The organism is Bacillus sp. AP50, assembly GCF_040492675.1.
In the GTDB taxonomy this organism is placed as follows: Bacteria; Bacillota; Bacilli; order Bacillales; family Bacillaceae_G; genus Bacillus_A; species Bacillus_A cereus.
On record NZ_JBEUTW010000125.1, the window covers coordinates 1 to 22,790 of the forward strand.

Consider the following 22,790-nt stretch of genomic DNA (forward strand, 5'->3'; position numbering starts at 1 on the left):
ATCTAAATCTTGCAATAATTCGATTTTTATATTATTTTATCAGAAAAGTTTTAATTTTATATAGAAAATGTAATCGCTTTCGTGTATATTTTTATTATCAGAAAATTTTAACAAGATATAGGGGTATTGGTAGGGGGAGGATTTAGATGCAGCAACCAACGAATGAGAAATTACATCGTACGATGAAGAGTAGACATTTATTTATGATCGCACTTGGTGGTGTAATCGGAACTGGTTTCTTCTTAGGTTCAGGTTACACCATTAATCAGGCTGGACCAGGGGGAGCCATCCTTTCATATTTAGTAGGCGGATTTATTATGTATTTAACAATGCTTTGTCTTGGAGAGTTAACGGTAGCGATGCCGGTTTCAGGATCTTTCCAAAAGTATGCAACGAAGTTTATTGGACCAGGAACGGGCTTTATGATTGGCTGGTTATACTGGCTTGGCTGGGCAGTAACAGTGGGTCTAGAATTAACGTCAATAGGTTTAATGATGAAAAGATGGTTTCCAAATGTTGATGTTTGGGTATGGTGCCTTGTATTCGGTGTTATTTTATATGCTTCAAACGCAATTTCGGCAAAAAGTTATGCTGAATTAGAATTTTGGTTTTCTAGTATTAAAGTAGTTACCATTCTTGCCTTTGTTGTTCTTGGTGGTAGTGCATTATTAGGGTTTATATCATATGACGGAAAAGAAGCAGCACCTCTTTTCTCTAACTTTGTAAGCGATGGTGGATTATTCCCGAATGGACTAGCTGCCGTATTACTTACGATGATTACAGTTAACTTCTCGTTCCAAGGAACAGAGTTAATCGGGATTGCAGCGGGAGAAAGTGAAAATCCAGAAAAAACAATTCCACGCGCGATCCGTAATACAGTATGGCGCATTATGTTATTCTTCATTTTAACAATGACGATTTTAGTAGGGTTAATTTCTTGGAAAGAAGCTGGCGTAATTGAAAGTCCATTCGTAGTCGTATTTGATAAAATCGGTATTCCGTATGCAGCTGATATTATGAATTTCGTTATTATTACAGCGTTACTATCTGTAGCGAATTCAGGATTATATGCGGCAACTCGTATACTATGGTCACTTGCAAATGAAGGAATGGCACCAAAGTCTTTCCAAAAAGTAAATAAACGTGGTATTCCAATTACAGCGTTAGTTGTAACAATTGCTGTAGCTGCTTTATCTTTATTAACAAGCTTCCTTGCAGAAGATACAGTATACATGTACTTATTATCTATAGCTGGTTTATCAGCTGTTTCAAGTTGGATCATTATTGCTTTATCGCAACTTCGCTTTAGAAGTCAGTATATAAAAGGCGGAGGAAAGTTAGAGGACTTAAAGTATAGAACACCACTATACCCAATCGTTCCAATTTTAGCTTTAATTACAAATAGTATCGTTGTTATTAGTTTAGCGTTTATTCCAGAACAAAGAATGGCGTTATACTGTGGTATTCCATTTATCATTTTCTGCTATATATATTATTATATTAGTAAGAAACGGCAGAAACCGATGAAAGTGGAGATGGAAAAAACAAATGAAACTAACAATCAAACACGATGATATAGAAGCAGATTTATCGTATGGTCAATTAGCGATTGGAAAAGAAAACGGTTATTCACCGTTACAATTACTCGTTTCTTCTATCGCAGGGTGTAGTGCAATTGTCTTTCGAACGATTTTAGAAAAGAAACGTATTCCATACGATACGTTTACAATCGAAACTGAAATTGGTAGAAGTGAAGCGTTATCGAAGCCAGTTGAAAGTGTTCATTTGCACTATAAAATTAAAGCGCAAAATATTACAGAAGAGCAGCTGGACAAGGCGCTGCAACTTGCAGTGAAAAATTGTACGATTGTTCAATCTGTAAAAGATAGTATAAAGGTTACGGAAACAATTGAACTAATAAAATGAAACATAAAAACGTGAGAATACGGCTCTCACGTTTTTATGTTTTTAATAAAGGGGGAAATATGATGGAATGTTTAGGGTGTAAATTAGCAGGCGGAGAGGAAATTATATATAAAATATATGAAGATGATTATGTAACTTGCTTTTTAGATCATGCGCCTTTCTACCCAGGACATACTTTAATTGTGCCAAAGCAACATGTTGTAGAAGTAGATGAATTAAATGATGTTGTAGCAAAATCCGTTATGGATGCTTCTAAGCTTATTGCAAAAGCGATTAAGATAGTATATAAACCTGACGGAGTTACAGTTTGTCAAAATGGTGGAGTATTTAACGAGTTAACACATTATCATATGCATGTCGTACCAAGATATAAAGAGCGTTCGTTTGCTGAGTTTTATATGGTACAACCGGGAGAAAAGAAGAATCATAACTTGGAAGAGACAAAGAATTTGTTAAAAGAAGCGATAGAGCATATGCTGCTTACTGAAAAGGCGTAGCGGTCAGGAAAATTCTAATATTAAAAAGCCCAATTTCTCAGTTAAAATAGAGAAATTGGGCTTTTGTTTATTCTATTATTAAATTTTATACATAAAAAGATTTTGCAGTGTCACAAAGTATAGCGCTTATTCGTTATATAGAGTGAGAGGAGGAATTATATGAAAGTTACAAACAACGATTATGAAAAGATGGAAGAGCTATATGAGTTGTATGAACAAAAGATTTATTATGTAGCGTATTCTATTTTAAATAATATTCAACAGGCTGAAGATGCGGTTCAAGAGACGTTTATTACTCTTTATAAGAACTTGGAAAAGCTCCATAGCTTGGCTACTCAAGAGCTTAAACGCTACATTTTGAGGGTCGCGAAAAACAAGGCGATTGATAGTTACCGGAAAAACAAACGACATGAAACATTTTTAGAAGAATATGAAAGAGAATCAACAGAAGCAGTAGATGAAAATATTGAAGAGTGGGAAAAACGTGTAATGTCCGAGGTTCAAATTGATGCATTGTTAAAAGAGTTAAATGAGTCTAATAGACAGGTGTTTAAGTACAAAGTCTTCTATAACTTAACGTATCAAGAAATTTCAAGTGTCATGGGAATAACGGAGGCAAATGTCCGCAAGAAGTTTGAACGCGCTCGAAAACGAGTCCAAAATATGATAGGAGGTATACAACATGACGAATTCAAAGAACTCCAAAGAAATATATGAACTTGCTGAAAAAATTGCTTTAGATGATTTTGATAAACTTGAAGAACAACATGAATTTTCACATACATATACGCGCAAAAAGAAATTGTTTATGGAGGAAATGAAGCTGCAAGATGGACAACCGCTGAAAAAGCGTAAAAGACATCGTATGTTAATCGCTGCTGCTTGCTTATTAATCGGCATGCCGACAACCGTTTTTGGAGCAGTAAAAGTCTATAATATGATCGTTCAAAAACAAAATTATGAAGTAAATATTTCAGTAACAAATAAGGACTCGAAAAAGGCTGATAAGTGGTATAAGCTGAAAATCGATAAATTACCAGAAAATATGGAAGCAATTGATGACTCTGCTATGAAATATTCCTTTAAAGATAACTACGCAATGGGTGGATTTTCATTCGTTCTTTGGAGAGTAGGAGGGAATTCAGATTTTCCAACTCTGTACTCGAAAAATTATGAAGAAAAAGAGATAAATGGTAAGAAGGCAGTAATTGTCCATAGAGAAAATGGTAATAAAGATTTAATGTTTAATAGAGTAATTTTTCTCTATTTTGAGGAAGAAGGAATTATGTTACAAAGTTATATTGGAAATGATATAAACGAAGAACAAATGATAGATGTGCTAGGGAGCATTTCACTTGAGCCCACGTCAAAAGAAAAGTCATCATATATAAGCGATTATGATAAAAAGTATTTTAGCCAAGAAAGTAAAACAACTAAGGTAATTCCTTTGAAGAAGGATAGCAAACGACTATTTCATATAGGGCAAAAGGCTCCAGTAACGATATCTATGGATAACAGTCAAATTGAATATGTGATAGAAAAAGTTGAAGCCTTTGATTCAATCAAAGATTTTAAACAAGAGAACTTTAATGAAATGGGCTTAGGAATACTAAGCAGGAATCAAGCTTTGGATCAAGCTGGACAATTGATACCATATAGAAGAGATAAATATAAAATTGGAAATGGTAAAGATTCAATTGATCAATTAGTAGAATCAAAATTAATTCATCCTAAATTTGTCTACCTGACAACAAAAGTGAAAAATATAGGTAAACAGGCGACAGAAGAAATCTATATGACTCCATCTATAAAAGTTCTTGAAGATAAAGGAAATGCATGGCAGTATGCTGGGAAAGATGGAATCGCAGAAAAAAATATTATGACAGGCGAAGTTGATTATTTAGAGCCTCATGGAGATGGAAAAAGCTTTTACAATATTGGCAGTATCACACCAGGAGAAACGGTAAAAGTTAATTTAGGTTATTTTGTAGATGAAGATAAATTAGATTCAATCTTTTTGGATGCTTTCAATTACAGAGGGATTGGTGACACTGAAAATATGAATTCGAAAAATCGTTGGTGGTTTGATATTCGTCAATAATAAAACAATAGGAACAACAGGACAAAGAAGCTGCTTATATTTAGCAGCTTTTTTCGTCTTCATACATATGTAAAACTTCTTTCGCACGCATACGTAAACCATCTATCAATTCTGTCGGTTCTAAAACTTTTGCATCTTTTCCGAGTCTATAAAATAAAGGGGTAATAAAATTGATTTCTCCTTTATCAATTGTTGAATTTATATATCCTGTCCCATCCTCGTTTACTATAACGAATTCCTCAAGATAAGGGACGCTTTTACATTGGCGTACGCCTTCTGGTGTCAGTAAAACATGTAACTGAGTAGGGATGTGTACTACGTTAGAGTTAGAGGAAAACCACTCTTCTAAATTCATGAATGTATCCTCATTTTCTTTCGTTGATAATATAGAAAGAATACGATCGATGCGATACAGTAATACTTTTTTCCTGTCATAGTCATAGGACGGTAAGTACCATAGCCCGTCATGAGCATATACACCGATAGGATGAACATGTTTTGTTTTTATCCCCGTTTTAGATTCGTATTGAAAGTGTAAATTTTTATTTTCAATAGCCGCTGTTAACACTTCGTTTAAAAGTGGTGTATCAATTGTTCTCTTCGGATTCCAAAAGGCGATATAAGAACGTATTTTGTCAACTTTCGCTTTCGCATCATGTTGTAGGGAGCTATATAGTTTATGTGTAACGGAATTTATTTCTGTGTTAAAAGGTAAGTCTCTGTAGTAGCTTAAAGATTGAAAGGCAAAAAAGATGGAAACTGCTTCTTCTTCGGTAAATAAAATAGGCGGAATTACTCTATTCGTTAATACTTTATATCCTCCGTTGCGACCTTGTTCAGCGTAAATGGGTAATCCCATATCACTTAAATCTAAAATGTATCTATGGACAGTACGAACGGAAATATTAAATTCATCGGCTATTTCTTGAGCAGTAAATGCCTTTTTCGCAGAAGCAAATATAAGAATATCTAATAAGCGTTTAGCTTTTGACAAATGTATCACCTTTTTTCTTTTTAAACATGACATAAATTGTCGTGTTTTATTGTTAGTATATTGTTTACATCATATGTTATCAAGATGAGATGCAAGGAGGAAAAGATATGTCACGTGAAATAGTTTTATTTATTGCGGCGAGCTTAGATGGATATATTGCGAAAGAAAATGATGATTTACAGTGGTTAATGGAAACGGAAGGAGAGGGAGATAACGGTTATACAGAAATGTACGAAACGATTGATACAATAATTATGGGAAAAAGAACGTACAATTATGTAGTAGAGCATACAGAAACATTCCCGTACTTAGATAAAAAATGTTATGTTTTTTCTAATTCGGAAAAAGGTTCAAACGGAAACGTGGAGTTTGTAAATGAAGATGTAGTAGAGTTTACAAAAAGGTTAAAATCGCAAGAAGGATCTAAAATATGGATGGTCGGTGGAGGGAATCTACTGAGAGAATTCTTTAAGAATAATTTAATTGATGAATATGTTGTCACGATTACCCCTCACATATTAGGTTCTGGAGTTCCGTTATTTCAAGATAAGAATCCGGAAATTAATTTAACTTTAACGGATACGAAACGTTTTGGGCAATTTGTAAATTTATATTATAAAGTAAAATGATAAAGAAACACGACTACTGATGGTAGTCGTGTTTCTTTATAGATGGCAATGAAATGATAAAGCAAGACCCGTAATCGACTTCGCTCGTTACAGTAATATTTCCGTCGTGTAGTTCTACAATTTCTTTTACGATAGATAGCCCTAAACCAGTTCCGCCTGTAGATCGTGTTCTTGCTTTATCGACACGGTAAAAGCGGTCAAAAATGTGAGGGAGGTCTTCAGGTGGAATACCTTCGCCTTCATCTTCAATTGTAATGGAGATACGTTTATGTTCTTCTGTAATAGAAATGTTTATATGAGAATGTTCTTTTGAATGTCTATAAGCGTTATTTAAAATGTTTACTATAACTTGTTCAAACCGCTGTTCATCTAAGTTTACTAGCAGTGTAGGAGGACAAGAGAAAGAAACCTTAATATATCTTTCTTTATACATGGCGTTTACTTTTTCAGCTATGCGAGTAAAGAAGGTGTGTAAATGCACTTCCTTTACTTGAATAGAAAAGTTATGTTGTTCCATTTGTGCAAGTGAAAATAAATCTTGAACTAAGTTTGTAATGTAATCAGACTCATCTTTTATAATAGATAAATATCGTAAACGTTGCTCAGGAGAGGTGCTTTCTTTTAATGCAATGTCTGCATAACCTCTTACGTATGTTAACGGTGTTCGTAATTCGTGAGCAACACTTGCTAGAAATTCACTTCGCTCTGTTTTCATATAATGTAGATCATTTGCGAGCGTCTGGATAGATGATGCTAGTTCACCAATTTCATCATTTCGAGTAGTTGTTAATGAAACGGACAAATCACCTTTACTCATTTTTTCAGTGGCATGTTTCATGTGTAACAATGGTTTTGTTAATAATCGAGATAATAGAAAAATGGTGATGACTGTTAGTAGAAATGTGATGATACCGGCAATAATGAATTGTTTCGTTAACCCATTAACCAGCTCTTCAATTGATTCTGTTCCAAGAAACATGTACACATAGCCTTCATGTTTTCCATCTACTACAATGGGGCTAACTGTACATATATAATTAGATGTTTTCCAATGATTTTCTATAATCGCTCCGTTATGGTCTGTTCGAGTTTGCATTTTACTAATATGATCGTTTATAGTCGTGTTTATTTCGTTAGATTTAGCTAGTATTTCTTTATTTGCATTTGTAATAACGACAGTTGTTTCAGCTTCAGATTCCATTAATGCTACGTGAGAGATGGTTTGCTCATCGTAATATTTTTCAAGTACATCTCGATGACTATTTCCTCGCTTTAATAAAGCTGTCATTTCTTCATTTACTCTAGTGTTTACAAGACTATAATAGAGCAAAATAAAGAGAACACTTTCAATTAAAAGTGTAACAATTAAAAAATAAAATCCGAATTGAATTGAAATTCGTTTCATCGTTTTGCCCCTTACTGTTCAGTATCAATCCATCGATAACCTACTCCATACACGGTTTTTAAATGATGATCAATAGGGAAATTTGCTTTTCGCAATTTATCACGTAAATTACGAATATGTGAATCGACTGTGCGATCTTCTGTATTTGTGTTTAACCCCCAAATTCGTTCGATGAGCTGATCACGGTTTAATACGTAGTTCACATGGCGTAAAAATAATCCGAGTAAAGAAAATTCAATTGGTGTGAGAAGGAGTTCTTCATTATGGACAGAAACGAAGTGTTTTGTTTCATCCCATACAATACCGTGATATTGGATTTGTTTATGTTCATTTGTACGTCTTAAAACGGCTTCAATTCTTGCGAAAAGTTCTTCTTCATGGAAAGGTTTCGTTACGTAATCATCGGCTCCAATTTTTAATCCTTGAACGACATCTACTGTTTGATCACGAGCTGTAACCATAATAATAGGAATGTTACTAAAAGATCGGATTTTTTTGCACGTTTCCCATCCGTCCATCTTTGGCATCATAATATCGAGTAAAACAAATTTAAAGTTTCGATTTTCTATATGTAAAATAGCTTCTTCTCCTGAAGTCGCACATACGCAGTTATATCCAATTGGTGTAAGATAAAGCGTTAATAATTCAAGCATTCTCGGTTCATCGTCTACAAGCAGTATATCAATCATAGAGAGCCCTCCATATTTATAATCGTTACTTAAAGTGTAATGCAAAATCATGAAGAAATGGTGCAGATTATGATGCGTCTGCATAATTTCTTCAGAATTGCTTGTTATTGTGGAGTTGAAATTACATTTTAGGTAATCATATTGGCTCAAAAATGATTAATACGGAGGCGGTATAGTGAAAAAAATGACCCGAATTTTTGGGATAACAATAATTACAGCAGTTGGTCTTGCTGCATGCGGACAAACGAATACAGACCATAAAAACCATGAATCTACAAAAGAGAAGAAAACAGAGCAAAAGGAAATGAAAATGAATCAGGAGGTAACGGCGCCAAAAGAAATGAACGAAGGTGCATCTAATGATTTATTAACGACAAGTCTAAAAAATGTGACGAGGTTAAATACAAATGCCCCCCTAAAAATGGCAGTATTAACTTCGCAAACGATATGGCCAGCAACTCATAAGGAGAACCAGCCAGGTGCTGTTATTTTAGTACCAGTAAGCGAGTGGCAATTAGGTATTGCGAGTGCAGATCTTATTCATCATCCGAATAACGGGCCGATTTTATTTATAGAAAAAGAAAAGATACCGGAAATGACGTTAAAAGAAATAAAACGATTAAATCCAATCGGAACGAAAGATGGAACACAAATTATGGTGATGGGAGATGTAGGTACTAGCGCGCTTGAACAATTAAAAGGTTATAAAGTAAAACAAATAAAAGAAACGGACCCAGCTATATTTGCGAAGGATGTTGATAAGGAGTATGCCGATATAACAGGAAGCTACCCAAATAGTGTTATTATCGGTTCGTCTGCAGAAGAAGGACGTTTATATACAACCCCCGCTGTAAATTGGATTTCTCATATGCCGGAACCACTACTCTATACAGAAAAGAATAAAGTGCCAGAAGCGACAATAGAGGCATTAAAAATGAGAAAAGATAAAGCAAATATATATGTATTAGGGCCAGAAAAAATTGTTTCAAAAGAAGTAGAAAAAGAGCTAAGCAAATACGGGAAAGTAACGCGTATTAGTGGAGAGACCCCTACAGAAAACTCGATTGCGTTCGCTAAATTTAAAGATGAAAAAACAAAATTTGGCTGGGGATTCACAAAACCTGGTCACGGTTTATCATTTGTTTCAAGTAAAACACCAGATTTAGCAGTTGCTGGGGCACCTTTTTCACATATGGGTAAACATGCACCTGTTGTATTATTAGAAGAAGGTAAAGCTTCACAACCAGTGTATGACTTCCTTGCTACTATTCAGCCGAAGTTTAAAGATGATCCAACACTTGGACCATATAATCACGGTTTCTTATTAGGAAGTACGAGTGATATTTCATTTGAAACACAAGGAATACTAGATGAGAGGTTAGAAATTGTTCAGGAAAGTGGTCAAGGACACGGTGGACATTAATGAAATGAGCAAAGACGCTACTGATATAGCGTCTTTTTCTTTAGGAAACTTTTACATAGTAAAAAATCTTCTACTCGTTATATAATAGCCTTCGTGCAGTCGGCTAGATTTTCTTATGGAGAAAATCAAATGATAAAGGAGTAGAGGAGTGGTATTTTGTTTCAAACGATAAAAAATGATTGGTTTTCTAATGTGAGAGGGGACGTGTTATCAGGAATTGTCGTTGCTTTAGCATTAATCCCTGAAGCGATAGCCTTCTCTGTTATTGCAGGCGTGGATCCAACAGTTGGACTATACGCAGCCTTTTGTATTGCAGTTACCATTTCATTTGTTGGCGGAAGAACTGGGATGATTTCAGTTGCAACAGGTGCAATGGCATTATTAATGGTAACGCTTGTTAAAGATCATGGTTTCAATCGGAACGTTTGATTGGAACTCTGTAACAACAATTCATAAAGTACCAAAAGGAAACGCATTTGTTATGATCGTAACAGTTGTGATTGTCCTAATTACACATAATTTAGCATTAGGTGTAATTATCGGAACAGTAATTAGTGCGGTGTTATTTGCATTCAATATGGAAAAGATTCACGTGAAACATTTATATATTGAAAATAAGAAAATATACGAAATTCACGGTCAACTTTTCTTTGTATCTACAGCCGATTTCATAAATAATTTTTCATTTAAAGAAGATGTAAAAGAAATTGAAATGAATTTTACTCATGCGCACGTATGGGATGATTCAGCAGTGGCATCAATTGATAAAGTTATCATGAAGTATGAACAAAGTGGTGTGAAAGTAAGTATAACAGGATTAAATGAACGTAGTTCAAAACTTGTTGCAAATTTAGCTACTTATAATAAAAGAATTGCTAGTTAAAAGCCTCCTTTTTAGGGGGCTTTATTATATAATACGAATAGGATAACGAAAAGGGGATTCAGCATATGTACAAACAAATTATATTAGCATGTGACGGTTCTGAACATGCACTTCGAGCAGCGGAGCATGCAACCTATATTGCGAAATGTAGCGAAGAAACAAATGTTGAAGTTGTGTACGTAGTAGATAATAGAACGGCAAAATCAGATATTATACAAGGTCAAACAGATTTAGAAACAATATCGGCTAGTCGAAAAGATAAATTAAAAGAGATTGAAGGTTTATTAAAGAAAGAGAACATTTCTTATACAATTACGATATTACATGGTGATCCTGGAGATACAATTGTTCAATATGTAAATACAGGAGATATAGATCTTGTCATTGCTGGAAGTAGAGGGCTCAATACACTGCAAGAAATGGTGCTTGGAAGTGTAAGTCATAAAATAGCAAAACGAGTGAAATGTCCGGTGATGATTATAAAATGAAATAGAATGTAACGAAGACCTTAGTATAACTGAGGTCTTTTTTTATGTATAAATGACTCTTATTTGTGGAAATACTAGATATATAAGTTGAAAAGATGTTAACTTACAAATTTGTAAGTTAGTTGTTAGAGAAATCGATGTTATGAGATTTTTCCCATTGGTAAAATAAAAGTATCAAAGGGGAGATAGGGAGGATGGAAGTAATGAAATCATTTCAAAATTTGTCATATAGTCAAGGGGTAAGCTTAATTTGTCTAGGGGGATTTGCTGCATCTGTTACGTTAGCTGTTTTAATAAAGGTGTTTCATCAAATCTTTTAATTTTATAGTAGGGAAGGAATTGGTTGTTATCATTAGTAGGAACAGCAATGAAAATAAAAAATAGCTCTTAGCATGTATGTAAATGCTAAGAGCTATTTTTATGCTTGTTATATGTTATTTAAGCTTGCTTTTGTTTTACTGACCCTGTATTTAAAGTAAGAGCAAGGAAGAACATTGCAAGTACGCAAGATGCAAGTAATAAGATGAATCCGCCATCCCATCCGAATGCATCTACGATAAAGCCCATAGCTGCACTAGCGAAAGCAGCTCCGCCTAAGTAACCGAAGAATCCAGTTAAGCCTGCTGCAGTTCCAGCAGCTTTCTTTGGTGCTAAGTCTAGAGCGTGTAGACCAATTAACATAACCGGTCCGTAAATTAAAAATCCAATTGCGACAAGTGCGATACTATCAACCATTGGATTACCAGGAGGGTTTAACCAGTAAACAAGAACTGCGATAAATACACCGACCATAAATAGAATACCAGCAGGTGCACGACGTCCTTTAAATAGTTTATCACTCATCCATCCGCAAAGAAGTGTACCTGGAATACCAGCCCATTCATATAGAGCGTAAGCAGTACGTGAGCTACTATGAGTAAAGCTTTTTTCTTCTACTAAATAAGTAGGAGCCCAGTCTACAACGCCGTAACGTACGAAATATACGAAAACGTTCGCAATAGCGATGTACCATAAAAACTTATTGTTTAATACGTATTTAAATAAAATTTCCTTTACTGAAAGCTCGCGTTCGCGGTCTTTTACTTTTTCATCTGGTGGATATTCTCCAGTATGTTCTTCAATAGAAGGTAGTCCACAAGATTGAGGCGTATCTTTCATCGTAATTAATACATAAATACCAACTAAAATTGAAAGAATACCTGGGAAGTAAAAAATACTTTTCCAGTCATCTGCGAAGAAGTATAAGCCTAATGTTACAAGTGAAGGCATAAGCGCTCCGCCAACATTATGAGCGACGTTCCAAATAGACATTTTTGTACCACGTTCGCTAATAGAGAACCAGTGAACCATCGTACGACCACAAGGAGGCCATCCCATACCTTGTACCCATCCATTTAAAAACTGAAGTACAAACATAAGTATAATGCTCGTTGTAATGAAAGAAAATGAGCCGAAAATAATATTAATGATACCTGATAAAAATAGCCCAGCTGCTAAAAAGTAGCGAGGATTACAACGATCGGATACGATACCCATAAGAAATTTACTTAATCCGTAAGCGATAGAAACTGCTGAAAGGATAACCCCAAGTTCCCCTTTACTAAAGCCTTGCTCGATTAAGTATGGCATTGCTAGTGAAAAGTTTTTTCGAACAAAGTAGTAACCTGCATAACCGATGAAGATACCTAAGAATACTTGTAAACGTAATTTACGGTATTCGCTATCAACGCGATCAGCTGGTAAGCGTTCCGCGTGGGGCGCAGGTTTAAATAATTGTGTGAAAAACATAAAATGAAAATCCTCCCCTAATTAATTCGAAGCGTTTTAAGACAGAGAACATAAAAAGGCCATGAAATATAAAAAAGTTTCCTTTTTTATGATTCATAGCCGTGTACTCCGTTTCTCCGTGACTGTCAATATTAACTTCGTCGAAAATTATACAACTTTGTGACAAAAATGTAAACGTTTTTATGAATAAAAGTATTGACGGATTTTGTTCGTGGGATTAATATTTAAATACATTAAATATTTTATTGTTTAAATAAGAGGTGGATAACATGCCAAATGATATGACGCATATCGATAAAATTCAAGCTCTTGCCTTTTCGATTGGAAAGAAAATGCAGACGGAGTTATTAGAACAAATGCAAGCGACAGGACTTACACCACCGCAGTTTTATATTTTAAAGATTTTAGATCATTATGGGGCTTCAAGAGCGACAACATTAGCGAAAAAGATGTATGTGAAGCCTAGCGCGATTACAGTGATGATTGATCGTCTAATCGATCAAGAACTTGTAGAACGCTATCACGACAAAGATGACCGTCGCGTTGTCATCATCGAGTTAACGAAAAAGGGGAAAGCTAGAGTAGAAGAGGCAATGACAGCTCGTAACGAGCATATTGCAAAATACTTTTCACATTTAGAGTTGCAAGAAAGAGAAGATTTATTACGTCTCTTTGAGAAGTTAGAAACCATTATTTGCGGGACACAAGAGAAAAAAGAGAATAACTAAGAGGAATTGAGGAGATTACATGGAGCAACAAGAAAATCAAAATAGAAAGTTGTTGTTAATCGGTTTAGTAATCGCGATGCTATTTGCTGCATTAGATGGAACAATTGTTGGTACAGCAATGCCACGTATCGTCGGTGACCTAGGCGGATTAAGTTTAATGACATGGTTAACGACAGCTTATATGTTAACATCAACGACAGTTGTACCAATTGCAGGTAAATTAGCGGATTTACTTGGTCGTCGTAACGTATATATAACAGGGCTAGTTATTTTCATGATTGGTTCGGCGTTATGTGGTATGGCAAATGGTATGACAGAATTAATTATTTTCCGTGGTATTCAAGGTCTTGGTGGCGGTATTATGATGCCAATGGCTATGATTATTATTGGAGATATGTTCACGGGAAAAGAACGTGCGAAATGGCAAGGTATTTTTGGTGCGTTATACGGTCTTGCTTCTGTAATTGGACCACAAGTTGGTGGTTGGATTGTAGATGCAGTGAACTGGAGATGGGTATTCTACATTAACTTACCGGTTGGTATTTTAGCGACAATCTTTATTGCAATGGGATTAAAATCGCATAAACAAACAGGACCAATTAAAATCGATATCGCTGGAATCTTTACGATGATTCTCGGTGTTGTAAGTTTATTACTTGCGCTAACGTTTGGCGGAAAAGATTATGCATGGGATTCTTGGCAAATTATCGGTTTATTTGCACTAGCTGTAATTGGTATCGTTAGCTTTGTTATCGTTGAAACGAAAGCTGAAGAGCCAATTTTACCAATGCATTTCTTTAAAAATCGCACATTTACAATACTGAATGCGATTGGATTCTTTATGAGTATTGGAATGTTCGGCGCGATTATGTTCGTACCATTCTTCATGCAAGGTATTGTAGGAGTAAGTGCTGCTGAATCAGGAACAATTATGACTCCAATGATGATTACAATGATTGTGATGAGTATTATCGGTGGGCAACTTGTATTAAAAGTTGGTGTAAAACCACAAATTATCGCAGGTATGCTTATTATGGCCGGTGGTTTCTGGTTATTAACAACGATGGATATGCACACAACGAAGCTTACAGCTACTTCTTATATGATGGTTATCGGTTTAGGAATGGGTCTTGTAATGCCGACATTAACATTAGCGTTACAAGAAAGCTTCCCGAAAAAAGACCTTGGTGTTGTAACATCATCAAGTCAGTTCTTCCGACAAATCGGTGGTACATTTGGTATTACAATTTTAGGATCAATTATGAATAACACTTCAGGTGCGACATTAACAAAGAATTTAGTACCTGTATTAGATACATTCCCGAAAGAAGCGGGACAAATGGTAACGAAATTTAAAGATATGATTCACACAGATCCACAAGGTTTATATTCAATGCTATTTAGCCCAGAGGCATTAAAACAAATGCCAGAAGCGTTCGCTAACAGTATTGTACCTATTTTGAAAAACTCTTTAGTAGACTCGCTTCATACTGTATTCTTAACAGGATTAGTATTTATCGTAGTAGGTGCCATCTTTACGATTTTCTTACAAAAAATTAAATTGTCAGATCGTAAAAAAGATGCTAAAGAGCCTGCTGTAGAAGAAAAAGAAAAAACTGTATCATACTCGTAATGAAGAAGCATCGCCTTATGGCGGTGCTTTTTTGAGTATAACCTTAAAAGCTTTTTAGTGAGAAATGATTGACGTATTTTTAGAAATACGTTATATTATTTTCTGTAAACGGTTACATGAAATGAGGAGAAAAGAGAATGAGTACGATCAAAGACGTTGCGAAATTAGCGGGAGTATCTGTTGCGACCGTTTCCAGAGTTCTAAATAAAAATGGATATGTTCACGAAGATACATTAAAAAAGGTAGAACGTGCAATTGAGATGTTAGATTATAAGCCTAGTACAGTAGCGCGTTCACTGTATAATAAAAAGTCTCGTTTAATTGGCTTAGTTGTTCCAAATATCGTGAATCCATTCTTTCCGGAAGTTGCACGTGCCGTAGAAGATGTAGCACATAAACAAGGTTACACAGTTGTCCTTTGTAACTCTGATGAAAGTTTAGAAAAAGAGAAACAATATATTGATGTGCTTAGACAAAATAATGTAGATGGATTTATTGTAGCAACGAATCCACAAAATAGTGTTAATTACATGAATTTATCTATTCCAATTGTTGCGATTGACCGTATGTTTAATGAGCGTATTCCTACTGTATATGCAGATAACTATGCAGGAAGTCAGGCTGCGACAAAGTTGTTACTAGATAAAGGATGTAAACATATTGCACATATTCGCGGTCCACGTGATGTGAGTACTGCAAATGAACGTTTTGAAGGTTTTGTAGACGTTATTACGCAAAATAATCTTTCGTATATGATTGCAGAGAGTACGTTTGATCCAGCAAATAGTGAGCGTGTAGCGATGGAATTATTAGAAGAATACCCGCATATTGATGGTATTGTTGCTGGGAATGATTTAATTGCGATTGGTATTGTAAAGGCTGCACTTCAAAAGGGGATTGTCATTCCAAATGATTTACAAATTATCGGATTTGATGGAATTTCTTTAACGGAAATGATGTATCCATCTATTACAACAGTTGCACAACCGATATATGAAATGGGGAAAATTGCAACAGAGTTGTTGTTAGAGCAAATGGAAGGAAATACATTAGAAGAGAAACACTATCGTTTGCCGATCGAAATTATAGAACGAAATACAACAAAGTAAGGAGATGAAACAGATGCCAAATATTGCAGTAGTAGGAAGCATTTCAATGGATTTAGTGGCTGTTTCAAAAAAACGGCCGAAAGCAGGAGAAACAGTAAATGGTGAAGCGTTTCATACAATCCCAGGAGGGAAAGGAGCAAACCAAGCAGTTGCTGCAGCTAGATTAGGAGCAAATGTAGCAATGGTTGGAGCGGTAGGAAATGATGATTATGGAACAGTAGTTAGAAAAAATCTAGAGAACGAACGCATTTTTATCGATTATGTGGTACCGGTTACAGATAGAACGACAGGAATTGCTCATATCGTTTTAGCAGAAGAAGATAACAGTATTGTTGTCGTACAAGGGGCAAATGCTCTTGTAAATAAGTCAGTTGTAGATCGCTCCAAAGACCTTCTTGTAAAAGCGGATATGGTTGTTCTTCAACTAGAAATTCCACTTGAAACAGTAAAATATGTATTGGCTATTTGTGAGGAACATAATATTCCTGTTATGTTGAATCCAGCGCCAGCACAAGTTTTATCAGAAGAAATTTTAGAAAAAGCGACTTATATTACGCCAAATGAACATGAGTGCCGCATCGTATTAGATGATTTTACATCACCAATTGAAGATTTATTGGCGAAGTATCCCAATAAATTATTGATGACAGAAGGTTCTAACGGTGTTCGTTTCCATAATGGCACGGAGATTGTACATGTTCCTAGCATTGCTGTTGATGTAGTGGATACAACTGGAGCTGGTGATACATTTAATGGTGCGTTAGCAGTTGCACTTTCTGAAGGAGAGACACTTCAAAAAGCAATTCGTTTCGCGAATATTGCCGGTGGTCTTTCTGTAACGAAACTTGGGGCGCAAGGCGGCATGCCAACGAGAGATAAATTACGTGAAGTGCAGGTGATTGTTGGATGAAGAAACACGGCGTATTAAACAGTGAGATTGCATCAATCCTTGCTTTACTTGGGCATACGGATACGATTGTAATTGCTGATTGCGGTTTACCAATTCCTGACGGAGTAAAAAGAATTGATTTAGCTGTTGAAATTGGAAAACCTAGCTTTTTAGATGTATTGCAAGTGGTAGCTGATGATATGGCAATCGAAAAAGTGACGTTAGCAGAAGAAGTTATTATAAATAATGCGGAAGTAAATAAAGAAATAGAGCAGAAATTAATAGAGCCAGCATTTGAGTATGTATCTCATGAGCAATTTAAAGAGCATACAAAGAAAGCGAAGGCGATTATTCGTACAGGCGAGGCTACGCCTTATGCAAATGTAATTTTACATGCAGGCGTGATTTTTTAATAAAGGGAAGTGATGGGAATGCATATTGAAATGAAAAACATTTCAAAGGCGTTCAATGGAAATCCTGTTTTGAAGAATGCACAGTTTATGATTGAAACAGGAGAAGTCCATGCATTGATGGGGGAAAATGGAGCGGGTAAATCAACGCTCATGAAGATTTTAACAGGTGTATACAAAAAAGATGGTGGGACAATCACGATTGATGGGCAAGAGCGCACCTTTAAAAATGCGAAAGAAGCTGAAGAGTACGGCATCGCATTTATACATCAAGAACTAAACATATTGCCGAATTTAACAGTAGCTGAAAATATGTTTCTCGGCAAAGAGTTAATGTATGGGAAAACAGGTATTTTACGCACTCGACAAATGAACGCGATTGCGCAGCAGCAACTAGCGGAGTTAGGGTTGCATGTAAGAGGCGCTATGTTAGCAGAAGAATTATCGGTTGGACAACAGCAAATTATCGAAATTGCGAAAGCATTAATGACAAACGCGAGCGTTATTATTATGGATGAACCTACTGCGGCACTGACGGATCGTGAAATCGAAACGCTCTTTACAGTAATCAATAAGTTACGTAAAGAAGGTGTTTCATTCGTGTACATTTCGCATCGTATGGAAGAGATTTTCTCAATATGTGATGCTATTACGATTTTGCGTGATGGAGAATTCGTCGGAAAGAGATTAATTCCAGAAACATCATTTGATGAAGTAGTGAGTATGATGGTGGGGCGCAGCATTGGTGAACGTTACCCAGAGCGAAATAGTCAAATTGGTGATGTCATTTTTGAAATGCGTAACGGAACGAAGAAAGGGAAATTTGAAAATGTTTCGTTTCAAGTGAGGAAAGGTGAAATCCTTGGTATAGCTGGTTTGATGGGGGCTGGTCGCACTGATATTATGAAAGCGATATTTGGTTATGAACCTTTAGACTCTGGACAAATTTTTATAAATGGACAAGAAGTAAAGATTGATAGTCCAATAGATGCAATTAGACAAAGAATTGCTTTCATTACAGAAGATAGAAAGTCTGAAGGATTAGTGTTAGATTTTTCAATTCGAGAAAATTTAGCTTTACCAAATTTAGAAAGTCTTTCAAAGGGAAGTGTTCTAAGCAACGAGCTAGAACAACAGTTTACGGCGGATATGATGAAACTTCTTAATGTGAAAGCATCTAGCGGAGAGCAGGCAGTGAAATCTCTTTCTGGTGGAAATCAGCAAAAGGTTGTAATCGCAAAATGGCTAGGCATTCATCCGCAGTTACTCATTTTAGATGAACCAACAAGGGGTGTTGATGTTGGAGCGAAAAAAGAAATTTACTCTATTATGAATAAGCTTACGGAGCAAGGAGATGCCGTTATTATGGTATCATCTGAGCTTCCAGAAGTTTTAGGGATGAGTGATCGTGTTCTTGTTATTCATGAAGGAAAAGTAGGCGGGATTTTAGGGAAAGATGAGGCATCACAAGAGTCTATTATGGCACTAGCTACAGGGGGAGAGTAAGGATGACTAAGAAGGGGAATGTATTACAACAACTCGGTTCTTTAATCGGTTTAGTATTAATTATCGTCGTAATTACAGCTTTAAATCCAGCGTTTATTGAAATTCCAAATTTATTTAATATACTGCGTCAAGTATCGATTAATGCGCTTATTGCATTCGGAATGACCTTCGTAATTTTAACAGGGGGTATTGACTTATCGGTAGGTTCTATTTTAGCATTATCAAGTGCACTTGTTGCTGGAATGATGGCAAGTGGCATGGATCCGTTCCTTGCAATGGCAGTTGGATTATTAGCAGGTCTTGTAATGGGAATTGTAAACGGTATCATCATTGCGAAAGGAAAAGTAGCTCCATTTATTGCAACTTTGGCAACAATGACTATTTTTCGTGGGTTGACGCTTGTTTATATGGACGGACGTCCGATCACTGGTCTTGGTGATCATTTAATGTTCCAAATGTTTGGCCGCGGTTATTTTCTTGGTATTCCGGTACCAGCTGTTACAATGATGATCGCTTTCGCAGTACTGTACTTCATTTTGAAGAAAACGACATTTGGTCGCCGTACATTTGCAATTGGTGGAAATGAAGAAGCAGCAGCACTATCAGGTATTAATGTTACGAGAATTAAAGTAATGATTTACGGTCTTTCCGGAATTTTGGCAGCGCTTGCAGGTATTGTCTTAACATCACGATTAGATTCTGCACAGCCGACTGCAGGTACTTCTTATGAATTAGATGCAATTGCAGCAGTTGTATTAGGTGGAACAAGTCTTTCTGGGGGAAGAGGATGGATTGTTGGTACATTCATCGGTGTACTTATTATCGGTGTATTAAATAACGGTTTAAATTTATTAGGTGTATCTTCTTTCTTCCAACAAGTTGTAAAAGGACTTGTAATCTTACTAGCTGTATTAATTGATCGCAGAAAAGAAGCGTAATGGAGGGACAGTTCATGAAGAAATGGTTACTTATACTCGTTGCATGTATTATGGTCATTACTGCTGGTTGTTCAATGGAACCGCCAGAATGGGCAAAGGATTCTAGCGATAAAGGTCGAAATAAAACTATTAAAGTTGGATTCTCTGTTTCAACTTTAAATAATCCCTTTTTTGTAACTTTGAAAAAGGGTGCAGAAAAGAAAGCGAAAGATAGTGGCATCGAATTAATTGCTGTTGATGCACAAAATGATGCAGCAAAGCAAACGAACGATGTTGAAGATTTAATTCAAAAGGGTGTCGATGTAGTTGTTATTAATCCGACCGATTCAGATGCTGTTGCTTCAGCAGTAAGTGCGGCGAATGCAGCAAATGTTCCTGTTATTACAGTAGACCGCGTTGCGAATTCAGGTAAGGTTGTTTCTCACATTGCTTCTAACAATATTGAAGGTGGTCAAATGGCTAGTGATTACATTCGGGAATTAGTTGGCGAAGGAGCAAACGTTGCTGAGTTAGAAGGAATCCCTGGATCTTCCGCTGCTCGTGAACGTGGGAAAGGATTCCATAACGTAGCCGATAAGTCTTTAAAAGTAGTTGCAAAACAAGCGGCTGATTTTGATAGAGCGAAAGGATTATCTGTTATGGAAAACATTTTGCAAGCAAATGGTGATATTAAAGCCGTGTTTGCGCATAACGATGAGATGGCATTAGGTGCACTTGAAGCATTGAAGTCTGCTGGAAAAACAGATGTAGTCGTTGTTGGATTTGATGCAACAGACGATGCAGTGAAAGCGGTTAACGATGGGCGTATGGCTGCAACAGTTGCTCAAAAACCGGAATTAATCGGGGAGAAGGCGATGCAAACAGCAAAAGAGATAACACAAGGTAAAAAAGTGGACAAATCTATTCCGATTGAATTAGAGCTTATTAAGAAAAATAAATAAATATAAAATGAAAATTAGGAAGGAAGAACAACAAATGAAATTCTTTATTGATACAGCAAACGTTAACGAAATTAAAGAGGCAAATGAATTAGGTGTATTAGCTGGAGTAACGACAAATCCATCACTTGTAGCAAAAGAAGGCGTAGACTTCCACGAACGCATTCGTGAAATTTGCAACGTTGTAGAAGGACCTGTAAGTGCAGAAGTAATTAGCTTAGAAGCTGATAAGATGATTGAAGAAGGAAAAGAACTAGCGAAGATTGCTCCAAACGTTGTAGTAAAAGTTCCAATGACAACAGAAGGTTTAAAAGCAGTAAAAGCGTTCTCTGATTTAGGAATTCGTACAAACGTTACATTAGTGTTCTCAGCAGTTCAAGCATTACTTGCAGCTCGTGCTGGTGCAACATACGTTTCACCATTCTTAGGTCGCTTAGACGATATCGGTCATAACGGTATGGACTTAATTCGTCAAATCGCAGAAATCTTTGCAATTCATGGCATCGAAACAGAAATCATTGCAGCATCTGTACGTCACAGTGTTCACGTAACTGACGCAGCATTAAACGGTGCACATATTGCAACAATCCCAGCAAACGTAATTGCTTCATTAGTGAAGCACCCATTAACAGATCAAGGAATTGAGAAATTCTTAGCTGATTGGGAAAAAACACAAGAGAAATAATAGAAAAGCAAGAATCCTAGTTTAATTGACTAGGATTCTTTTTTTTATTTAAAAGAATTTTCATGCAATTTTGCATATTGTCTTTTAAATTTGTTATATAAGATATTTACAGCTTGCAATAAGAATTCTTCCTGTCTCATACCAGCTTCCGCTGCCATTTGAACTACTTTTTGCTTAAATTCATGATCTGCATGAAAAGTTAATGGCTCTACATTACTTTTAAAGTAAATACCTTCTACATGTGGAAGAATCGTGCCAGATTTCATATGAGAATGTAAGTACTTAATCTCTTCTTGAAACTGCAATGGATCTACTTGTAATACGAAAGGTTTAATTTCTAATTTGATAGTATCTGCTGAAATACTCAATCTCATATTTGTGATACCTAGCTCCTTATAAAATAAGTTTATTAGATTATAAGTAATGGAATTAAATAATTGAGGTTTTTTAAAGGAAAAAGATAAATACCCTCGTTTTGTAATTACCGCTTTTTTAATGAATGGTTCAAAGGTGTAATCATGTTGTTTATAAGTGGATAGAGGGAAAATATCCTCGTCTTCTGTAAGAATCTTACCGTCTGCTCCATTGATCTCTATTACCCTAGCTGTTTTTCCGTTATGTTGATGTGTTAATAATTGATATAAGTATATATCTTCATTTTGAATTTTCGTAATGAATGTTTTTCGCTCTTTTGTTTTGGTTTTTTCATAATCAAGCATAAAAATCTCTAGTTCTTCCTCATCGATAAGATATACTTGTTTTCCTCTTTTTTCTTCCATTGTGGCGGGTAATTTTCCAGATTTGATGTATGTAAAGATAGTAGATGGTGCAACATTAAGAATTTCAGCTACTTCTTTTGTGCTAAGGCCTTTAACCTTATTTTCATTTTGTAAACGTTCAATATCCTCTAAATAGAAAATCTTACTACCGAATTGCTTCCAGTTATCTTTATATACACATTCTATTAATCCATCTTTTTCTTTTTTTAAAATTGTTTGTACCGTTACTCCTAATAAGTCAGCTGCCTCTTTGGTCGTTACAGTAGGTTTTGTAATGAACAATAAATCTTGTGTCATAAAAGGACACCTCCATAACTATCGTTTGTTAATATTTTAGGTATGTATATATCAT

At 35.7% G+C, this 22,790-nt stretch carries 22 protein-coding genes and 2 pseudogenes; 19 read left to right on the forward strand and 5 right to left on the reverse strand.

Annotated elements, in window-relative coordinates:
• The first annotated feature begins 146 nt into the window (after positions 1-146).
• The 5 genes from ABWK52_RS11100 (at position 147) to ABWK52_RS11120 (ending at position 4,524) form a co-directional block, all read left to right on the forward strand.
• Positions 147-1,574 (forward strand): amino acid permease, encoded by a 1,428-nt coding sequence (locus ABWK52_RS11100; RefSeq protein ID WP_001187113.1) that lies wholly within the window; start codon positions 147-149, stop codon positions 1,572-1,574.
• Positions 1,549-1,926, forward strand: a complete 378-nt coding sequence (locus tag ABWK52_RS11105) for an OsmC family protein (RefSeq protein WP_000778834.1) — start codon at positions 1,549-1,551, stop codon at positions 1,924-1,926. The genes ABWK52_RS11100 and ABWK52_RS11105 overlap by 26 nt, the downstream gene beginning before the upstream one ends.
• A gap of 62 nt (positions 1,927-1,988) precedes the next feature.
• Positions 1,989-2,423 (forward strand): HIT family protein, encoded by a 435-nt coding sequence (locus ABWK52_RS11110; protein ID WP_000388960.1) that lies wholly within the window; start codon positions 1,989-1,991, stop codon positions 2,421-2,423.
• Positions 2,424-2,582: 159 nt separating this feature from the next.
• Complete coding sequence (locus tag ABWK52_RS11115; protein ID WP_088068492.1) at positions 2,583-3,140, forward strand: RNA polymerase sigma factor; 558 nt, start codon at positions 2,583-2,585, stop codon at positions 3,138-3,140.
• Positions 3,106-4,524: a DUF4367 domain-containing protein gene (locus ABWK52_RS11120; protein ID WP_098507937.1), complete on the forward strand. Its 1,419-nt coding sequence runs from the start codon at positions 3,106-3,108 to the stop codon at positions 4,522-4,524. Before ABWK52_RS11115 ends, ABWK52_RS11120 begins: the two co-directional genes overlap by 35 nt.
• Before the next feature lie 40 nt (positions 4,525-4,564).
• On the opposite strand, the gene ABWK52_RS11125 is transcribed toward ABWK52_RS11120, so the two are convergent.
• Positions 4,565-5,551, reverse strand: a complete 987-nt coding sequence (locus ABWK52_RS11125; RefSeq protein WP_114160370.1) for a helix-turn-helix transcriptional regulator — start codon at positions 5,549-5,551, stop codon at positions 4,565-4,567.
• A 74-nt stretch (positions 5,552-5,625) separates the two neighbouring features.
• Between ABWK52_RS11125 and ABWK52_RS11130 the strand changes: the two genes are divergently transcribed.
• Entirely contained in the window at positions 5,626-6,147 is a 522-nt protein-coding gene (locus ABWK52_RS11130) for a dihydrofolate reductase family protein (protein WP_000085800.1), read from the forward strand.
• 13 nt (positions 6,148-6,160) lie between these two features.
• Here ABWK52_RS11130 and ABWK52_RS11135 read toward each other — a convergent pair whose 3' ends face one another.
• Together ABWK52_RS11135 and ABWK52_RS11140 are read right to left on the reverse strand one after the other, a co-directional pair.
• Positions 6,161-7,552 carry a sensor histidine kinase gene (locus tag ABWK52_RS11135; protein WP_000822522.1) on the reverse strand — a complete coding sequence of 464 codons (1,392 nt, stop codon included), beginning with the start codon at positions 7,550-7,552 and terminating at the stop codon, positions 6,161-6,163.
• Positions 7,553-7,563: 11 nt separating this feature from the next.
• Positions 7,564-8,241: a response regulator transcription factor gene (locus ABWK52_RS11140; protein WP_000565475.1), complete on the reverse strand. Its 678-nt coding sequence runs from the start codon at positions 8,239-8,241 to the stop codon at positions 7,564-7,566.
• A gap of 175 nt (positions 8,242-8,416) precedes the next feature.
• Here ABWK52_RS11140 and ABWK52_RS11145 point away from each other — a divergent pair, with 175 nt between their 5' ends.
• From ABWK52_RS11145 to ABWK52_RS11160, 4 genes and pseudogenes are all read left to right on the forward strand, one after another.
• Positions 8,417-9,664: an ArsR family transcriptional regulator gene (locus tag ABWK52_RS11145; RefSeq protein ID WP_098541038.1), complete on the forward strand. Its 1,248-nt coding sequence runs from the start codon at positions 8,417-8,419 to the stop codon at positions 9,662-9,664.
• Positions 9,665-9,820: 156 nt separating this feature from the next.
• A pseudogene (locus ABWK52_RS11150) lies at positions 9,821-10,547 on the forward strand (SulP family inorganic anion transporter).
• Positions 10,548-10,612: 65 nt separating this feature from the next.
• A complete protein-coding gene (locus tag ABWK52_RS11155) occupies positions 10,613-11,035 on the forward strand; it encodes a universal stress protein (RefSeq protein ID WP_000277998.1) in 423 nt (140 codons plus the stop codon).
• 203 nt (positions 11,036-11,238) lie between these two features.
• A complete protein-coding gene (locus ABWK52_RS11160) occupies positions 11,239-11,355 on the forward strand; it encodes a DUF4027 family protein (RefSeq protein WP_000834733.1) in 117 nt (38 codons plus the stop codon).
• Between the two features lie 118 nt (positions 11,356-11,473).
• Here ABWK52_RS11160 and glpT read toward each other — a convergent pair whose 3' ends face one another.
• Positions 11,474-12,823, reverse strand: coding sequence for a glycerol-3-phosphate transporter (glpT, locus tag ABWK52_RS11165; protein ID WP_000466384.1), 1,350 nt, complete (start codon positions 12,821-12,823; stop codon positions 11,474-11,476).
• A gap of 269 nt (positions 12,824-13,092) precedes the next feature.
• On the opposite strand from glpT, the gene ABWK52_RS11170 reads away from it, so the two are divergent.
• The 9 genes from ABWK52_RS11170 (at position 13,093) to fsa (ending at position 21,659) form a co-directional block, all read left to right on the forward strand.
• Positions 13,093-13,551 (forward strand): MarR family winged helix-turn-helix transcriptional regulator, encoded by a 459-nt coding sequence (locus ABWK52_RS11170; protein WP_001132365.1) that lies wholly within the window; start codon positions 13,093-13,095, stop codon positions 13,549-13,551.
• Positions 13,552-13,570: 19 nt separating this feature from the next.
• Complete coding sequence (locus tag ABWK52_RS11175) at positions 13,571-15,184, forward strand: MDR family MFS transporter (protein WP_000437645.1); 1,614 nt, start codon at positions 13,571-13,573, stop codon at positions 15,182-15,184.
• Positions 15,185-15,321: 137 nt separating this feature from the next.
• Positions 15,322-16,293, forward strand: a complete 972-nt coding sequence (rbsR, locus tag ABWK52_RS11180) for a ribose operon transcriptional repressor RbsR (RefSeq protein ID WP_000104034.1) — start codon at positions 15,322-15,324, stop codon at positions 16,291-16,293.
• Between the two features lie 13 nt (positions 16,294-16,306).
• Entirely contained in the window at positions 16,307-17,203 is an 897-nt protein-coding gene (gene rbsK, locus ABWK52_RS11185; protein WP_098541040.1) for a ribokinase, read from the forward strand.
• Positions 17,200-17,595: a D-ribose pyranase gene (rbsD, locus tag ABWK52_RS11190; RefSeq protein ID WP_000716154.1), complete on the forward strand. Its 396-nt coding sequence runs from the start codon at positions 17,200-17,202 to the stop codon at positions 17,593-17,595. Before rbsK ends, rbsD begins: the two co-directional genes overlap by 4 nt.
• 18 nt (positions 17,596-17,613) lie before the next feature.
• Complete coding sequence (gene rbsA / locus ABWK52_RS11195; protein WP_098507941.1) at positions 17,614-19,098, forward strand: ribose ABC transporter ATP-binding protein RbsA; 1,485 nt, start codon at positions 17,614-17,616, stop codon at positions 19,096-19,098.
• 2 nt (positions 19,099-19,100) lie between these two features.
• The gene (locus ABWK52_RS11200; RefSeq protein WP_000162129.1) at positions 19,101-20,036 is read left to right on the forward strand and encodes an ABC transporter permease subunit; all 936 of its coding nucleotides are present in this window, start codon (positions 19,101-19,103) and stop codon (positions 20,034-20,036) included.
• Between the two features lie 14 nt (positions 20,037-20,050).
• Entirely contained in the window at positions 20,051-20,977 is a 927-nt protein-coding gene (gene rbsB / locus ABWK52_RS11205) for a ribose ABC transporter substrate-binding protein RbsB (protein WP_000758974.1), read from the forward strand.
• Between the two features lie 34 nt (positions 20,978-21,011).
• Positions 21,012-21,659: a fructose-6-phosphate aldolase gene (gene fsa / locus ABWK52_RS11210; RefSeq protein WP_000667698.1), complete on the forward strand. Its 648-nt coding sequence runs from the start codon at positions 21,012-21,014 to the stop codon at positions 21,657-21,659.
• Between the two features lie 16 nt (positions 21,660-21,675).
• On the opposite strand, the pseudogene ABWK52_RS11215 reads toward fsa, so the two are convergent.
• A pseudogene (locus tag ABWK52_RS11215) lies at positions 21,676-22,735 on the reverse strand (helix-turn-helix domain-containing protein).
• Positions 22,736-22,790: the final 55 nt, after the last annotated feature.

Bases quoted from the DNA above. Each gene is read 5' to 3' on its own strand.
- ABWK52_RS11105 (WP_000778834.1), top strand. From the start codon at position 1,549: ATGAAACTAACAATCAAACACGATGATATAGAAGCAGATTTATCGTAT.
- fsa (WP_000667698.1), top strand. From the start codon at position 21,012: ATGAAATTCTTTATTGATACAGCAAACGTTAACGAAATTAAAGAGGCA.
- glpT (WP_000466384.1), bottom strand. From the start codon at position 12,823: ATGTTTTTCACACAATTATTTAAACCTGCGCCCCACGCGGAACGCTTA.
- ABWK52_RS11130 (WP_000085800.1), top strand. From the start codon at position 5,626: ATGTCACGTGAAATAGTTTTATTTATTGCGGCGAGCTTAGATGGATAT.
- ABWK52_RS11125 (WP_114160370.1), bottom strand. From the start codon at position 5,551: ATGTCATGTTTAAAAAGAAAAAAGGTGATACATTTGTCAAAAGCTAAA.
- rbsK (WP_098541040.1), top strand. From the start codon at position 16,307: ATGCCAAATATTGCAGTAGTAGGAAGCATTTCAATGGATTTAGTGGCT.
- rbsD (WP_000716154.1), top strand. From the start codon at position 17,200: ATGAAGAAACACGGCGTATTAAACAGTGAGATTGCATCAATCCTTGCT.
- ABWK52_RS11115 (WP_088068492.1), top strand. From the start codon at position 2,583: ATGAAAGTTACAAACAACGATTATGAAAAGATGGAAGAGCTATATGAG.
- rbsR (WP_000104034.1), top strand. From the start codon at position 15,322: ATGAGTACGATCAAAGACGTTGCGAAATTAGCGGGAGTATCTGTTGCG.
- ABWK52_RS11120 (WP_098507937.1), top strand. From the start codon at position 3,106: ATGACGAATTCAAAGAACTCCAAAGAAATATATGAACTTGCTGAAAAA.
- ABWK52_RS11155 (WP_000277998.1), top strand. From the start codon at position 10,613: ATGTACAAACAAATTATATTAGCATGTGACGGTTCTGAACATGCACTT.
- ABWK52_RS11200 (WP_000162129.1), top strand. From the start codon at position 19,101: ATGACTAAGAAGGGGAATGTATTACAACAACTCGGTTCTTTAATCGGT.
- ABWK52_RS11100 (WP_001187113.1), top strand. From the start codon at position 147: ATGCAGCAACCAACGAATGAGAAATTACATCGTACGATGAAGAGTAGA.
- ABWK52_RS11140 (WP_000565475.1), bottom strand. From the start codon at position 8,241: ATGATTGATATACTGCTTGTAGACGATGAACCGAGAATGCTTGAATTA.
- ABWK52_RS11135 (WP_000822522.1), bottom strand. From the start codon at position 7,552: ATGAAACGAATTTCAATTCAATTCGGATTTTATTTTTTAATTGTTACA.
- rbsA (WP_098507941.1), top strand. From the start codon at position 17,614: ATGCATATTGAAATGAAAAACATTTCAAAGGCGTTCAATGGAAATCCT.
- rbsB (WP_000758974.1), top strand. From the start codon at position 20,051: ATGAAGAAATGGTTACTTATACTCGTTGCATGTATTATGGTCATTACT.
- ABWK52_RS11160 (WP_000834733.1), top strand. From the start codon at position 11,239: ATGAAATCATTTCAAAATTTGTCATATAGTCAAGGGGTAAGCTTAATT.
- ABWK52_RS11170 (WP_001132365.1), top strand. From the start codon at position 13,093: ATGCCAAATGATATGACGCATATCGATAAAATTCAAGCTCTTGCCTTT.
- ABWK52_RS11175 (WP_000437645.1), top strand. From the start codon at position 13,571: ATGGAGCAACAAGAAAATCAAAATAGAAAGTTGTTGTTAATCGGTTTA.
- ABWK52_RS11110 (WP_000388960.1), top strand. From the start codon at position 1,989: ATGGAATGTTTAGGGTGTAAATTAGCAGGCGGAGAGGAAATTATATAT.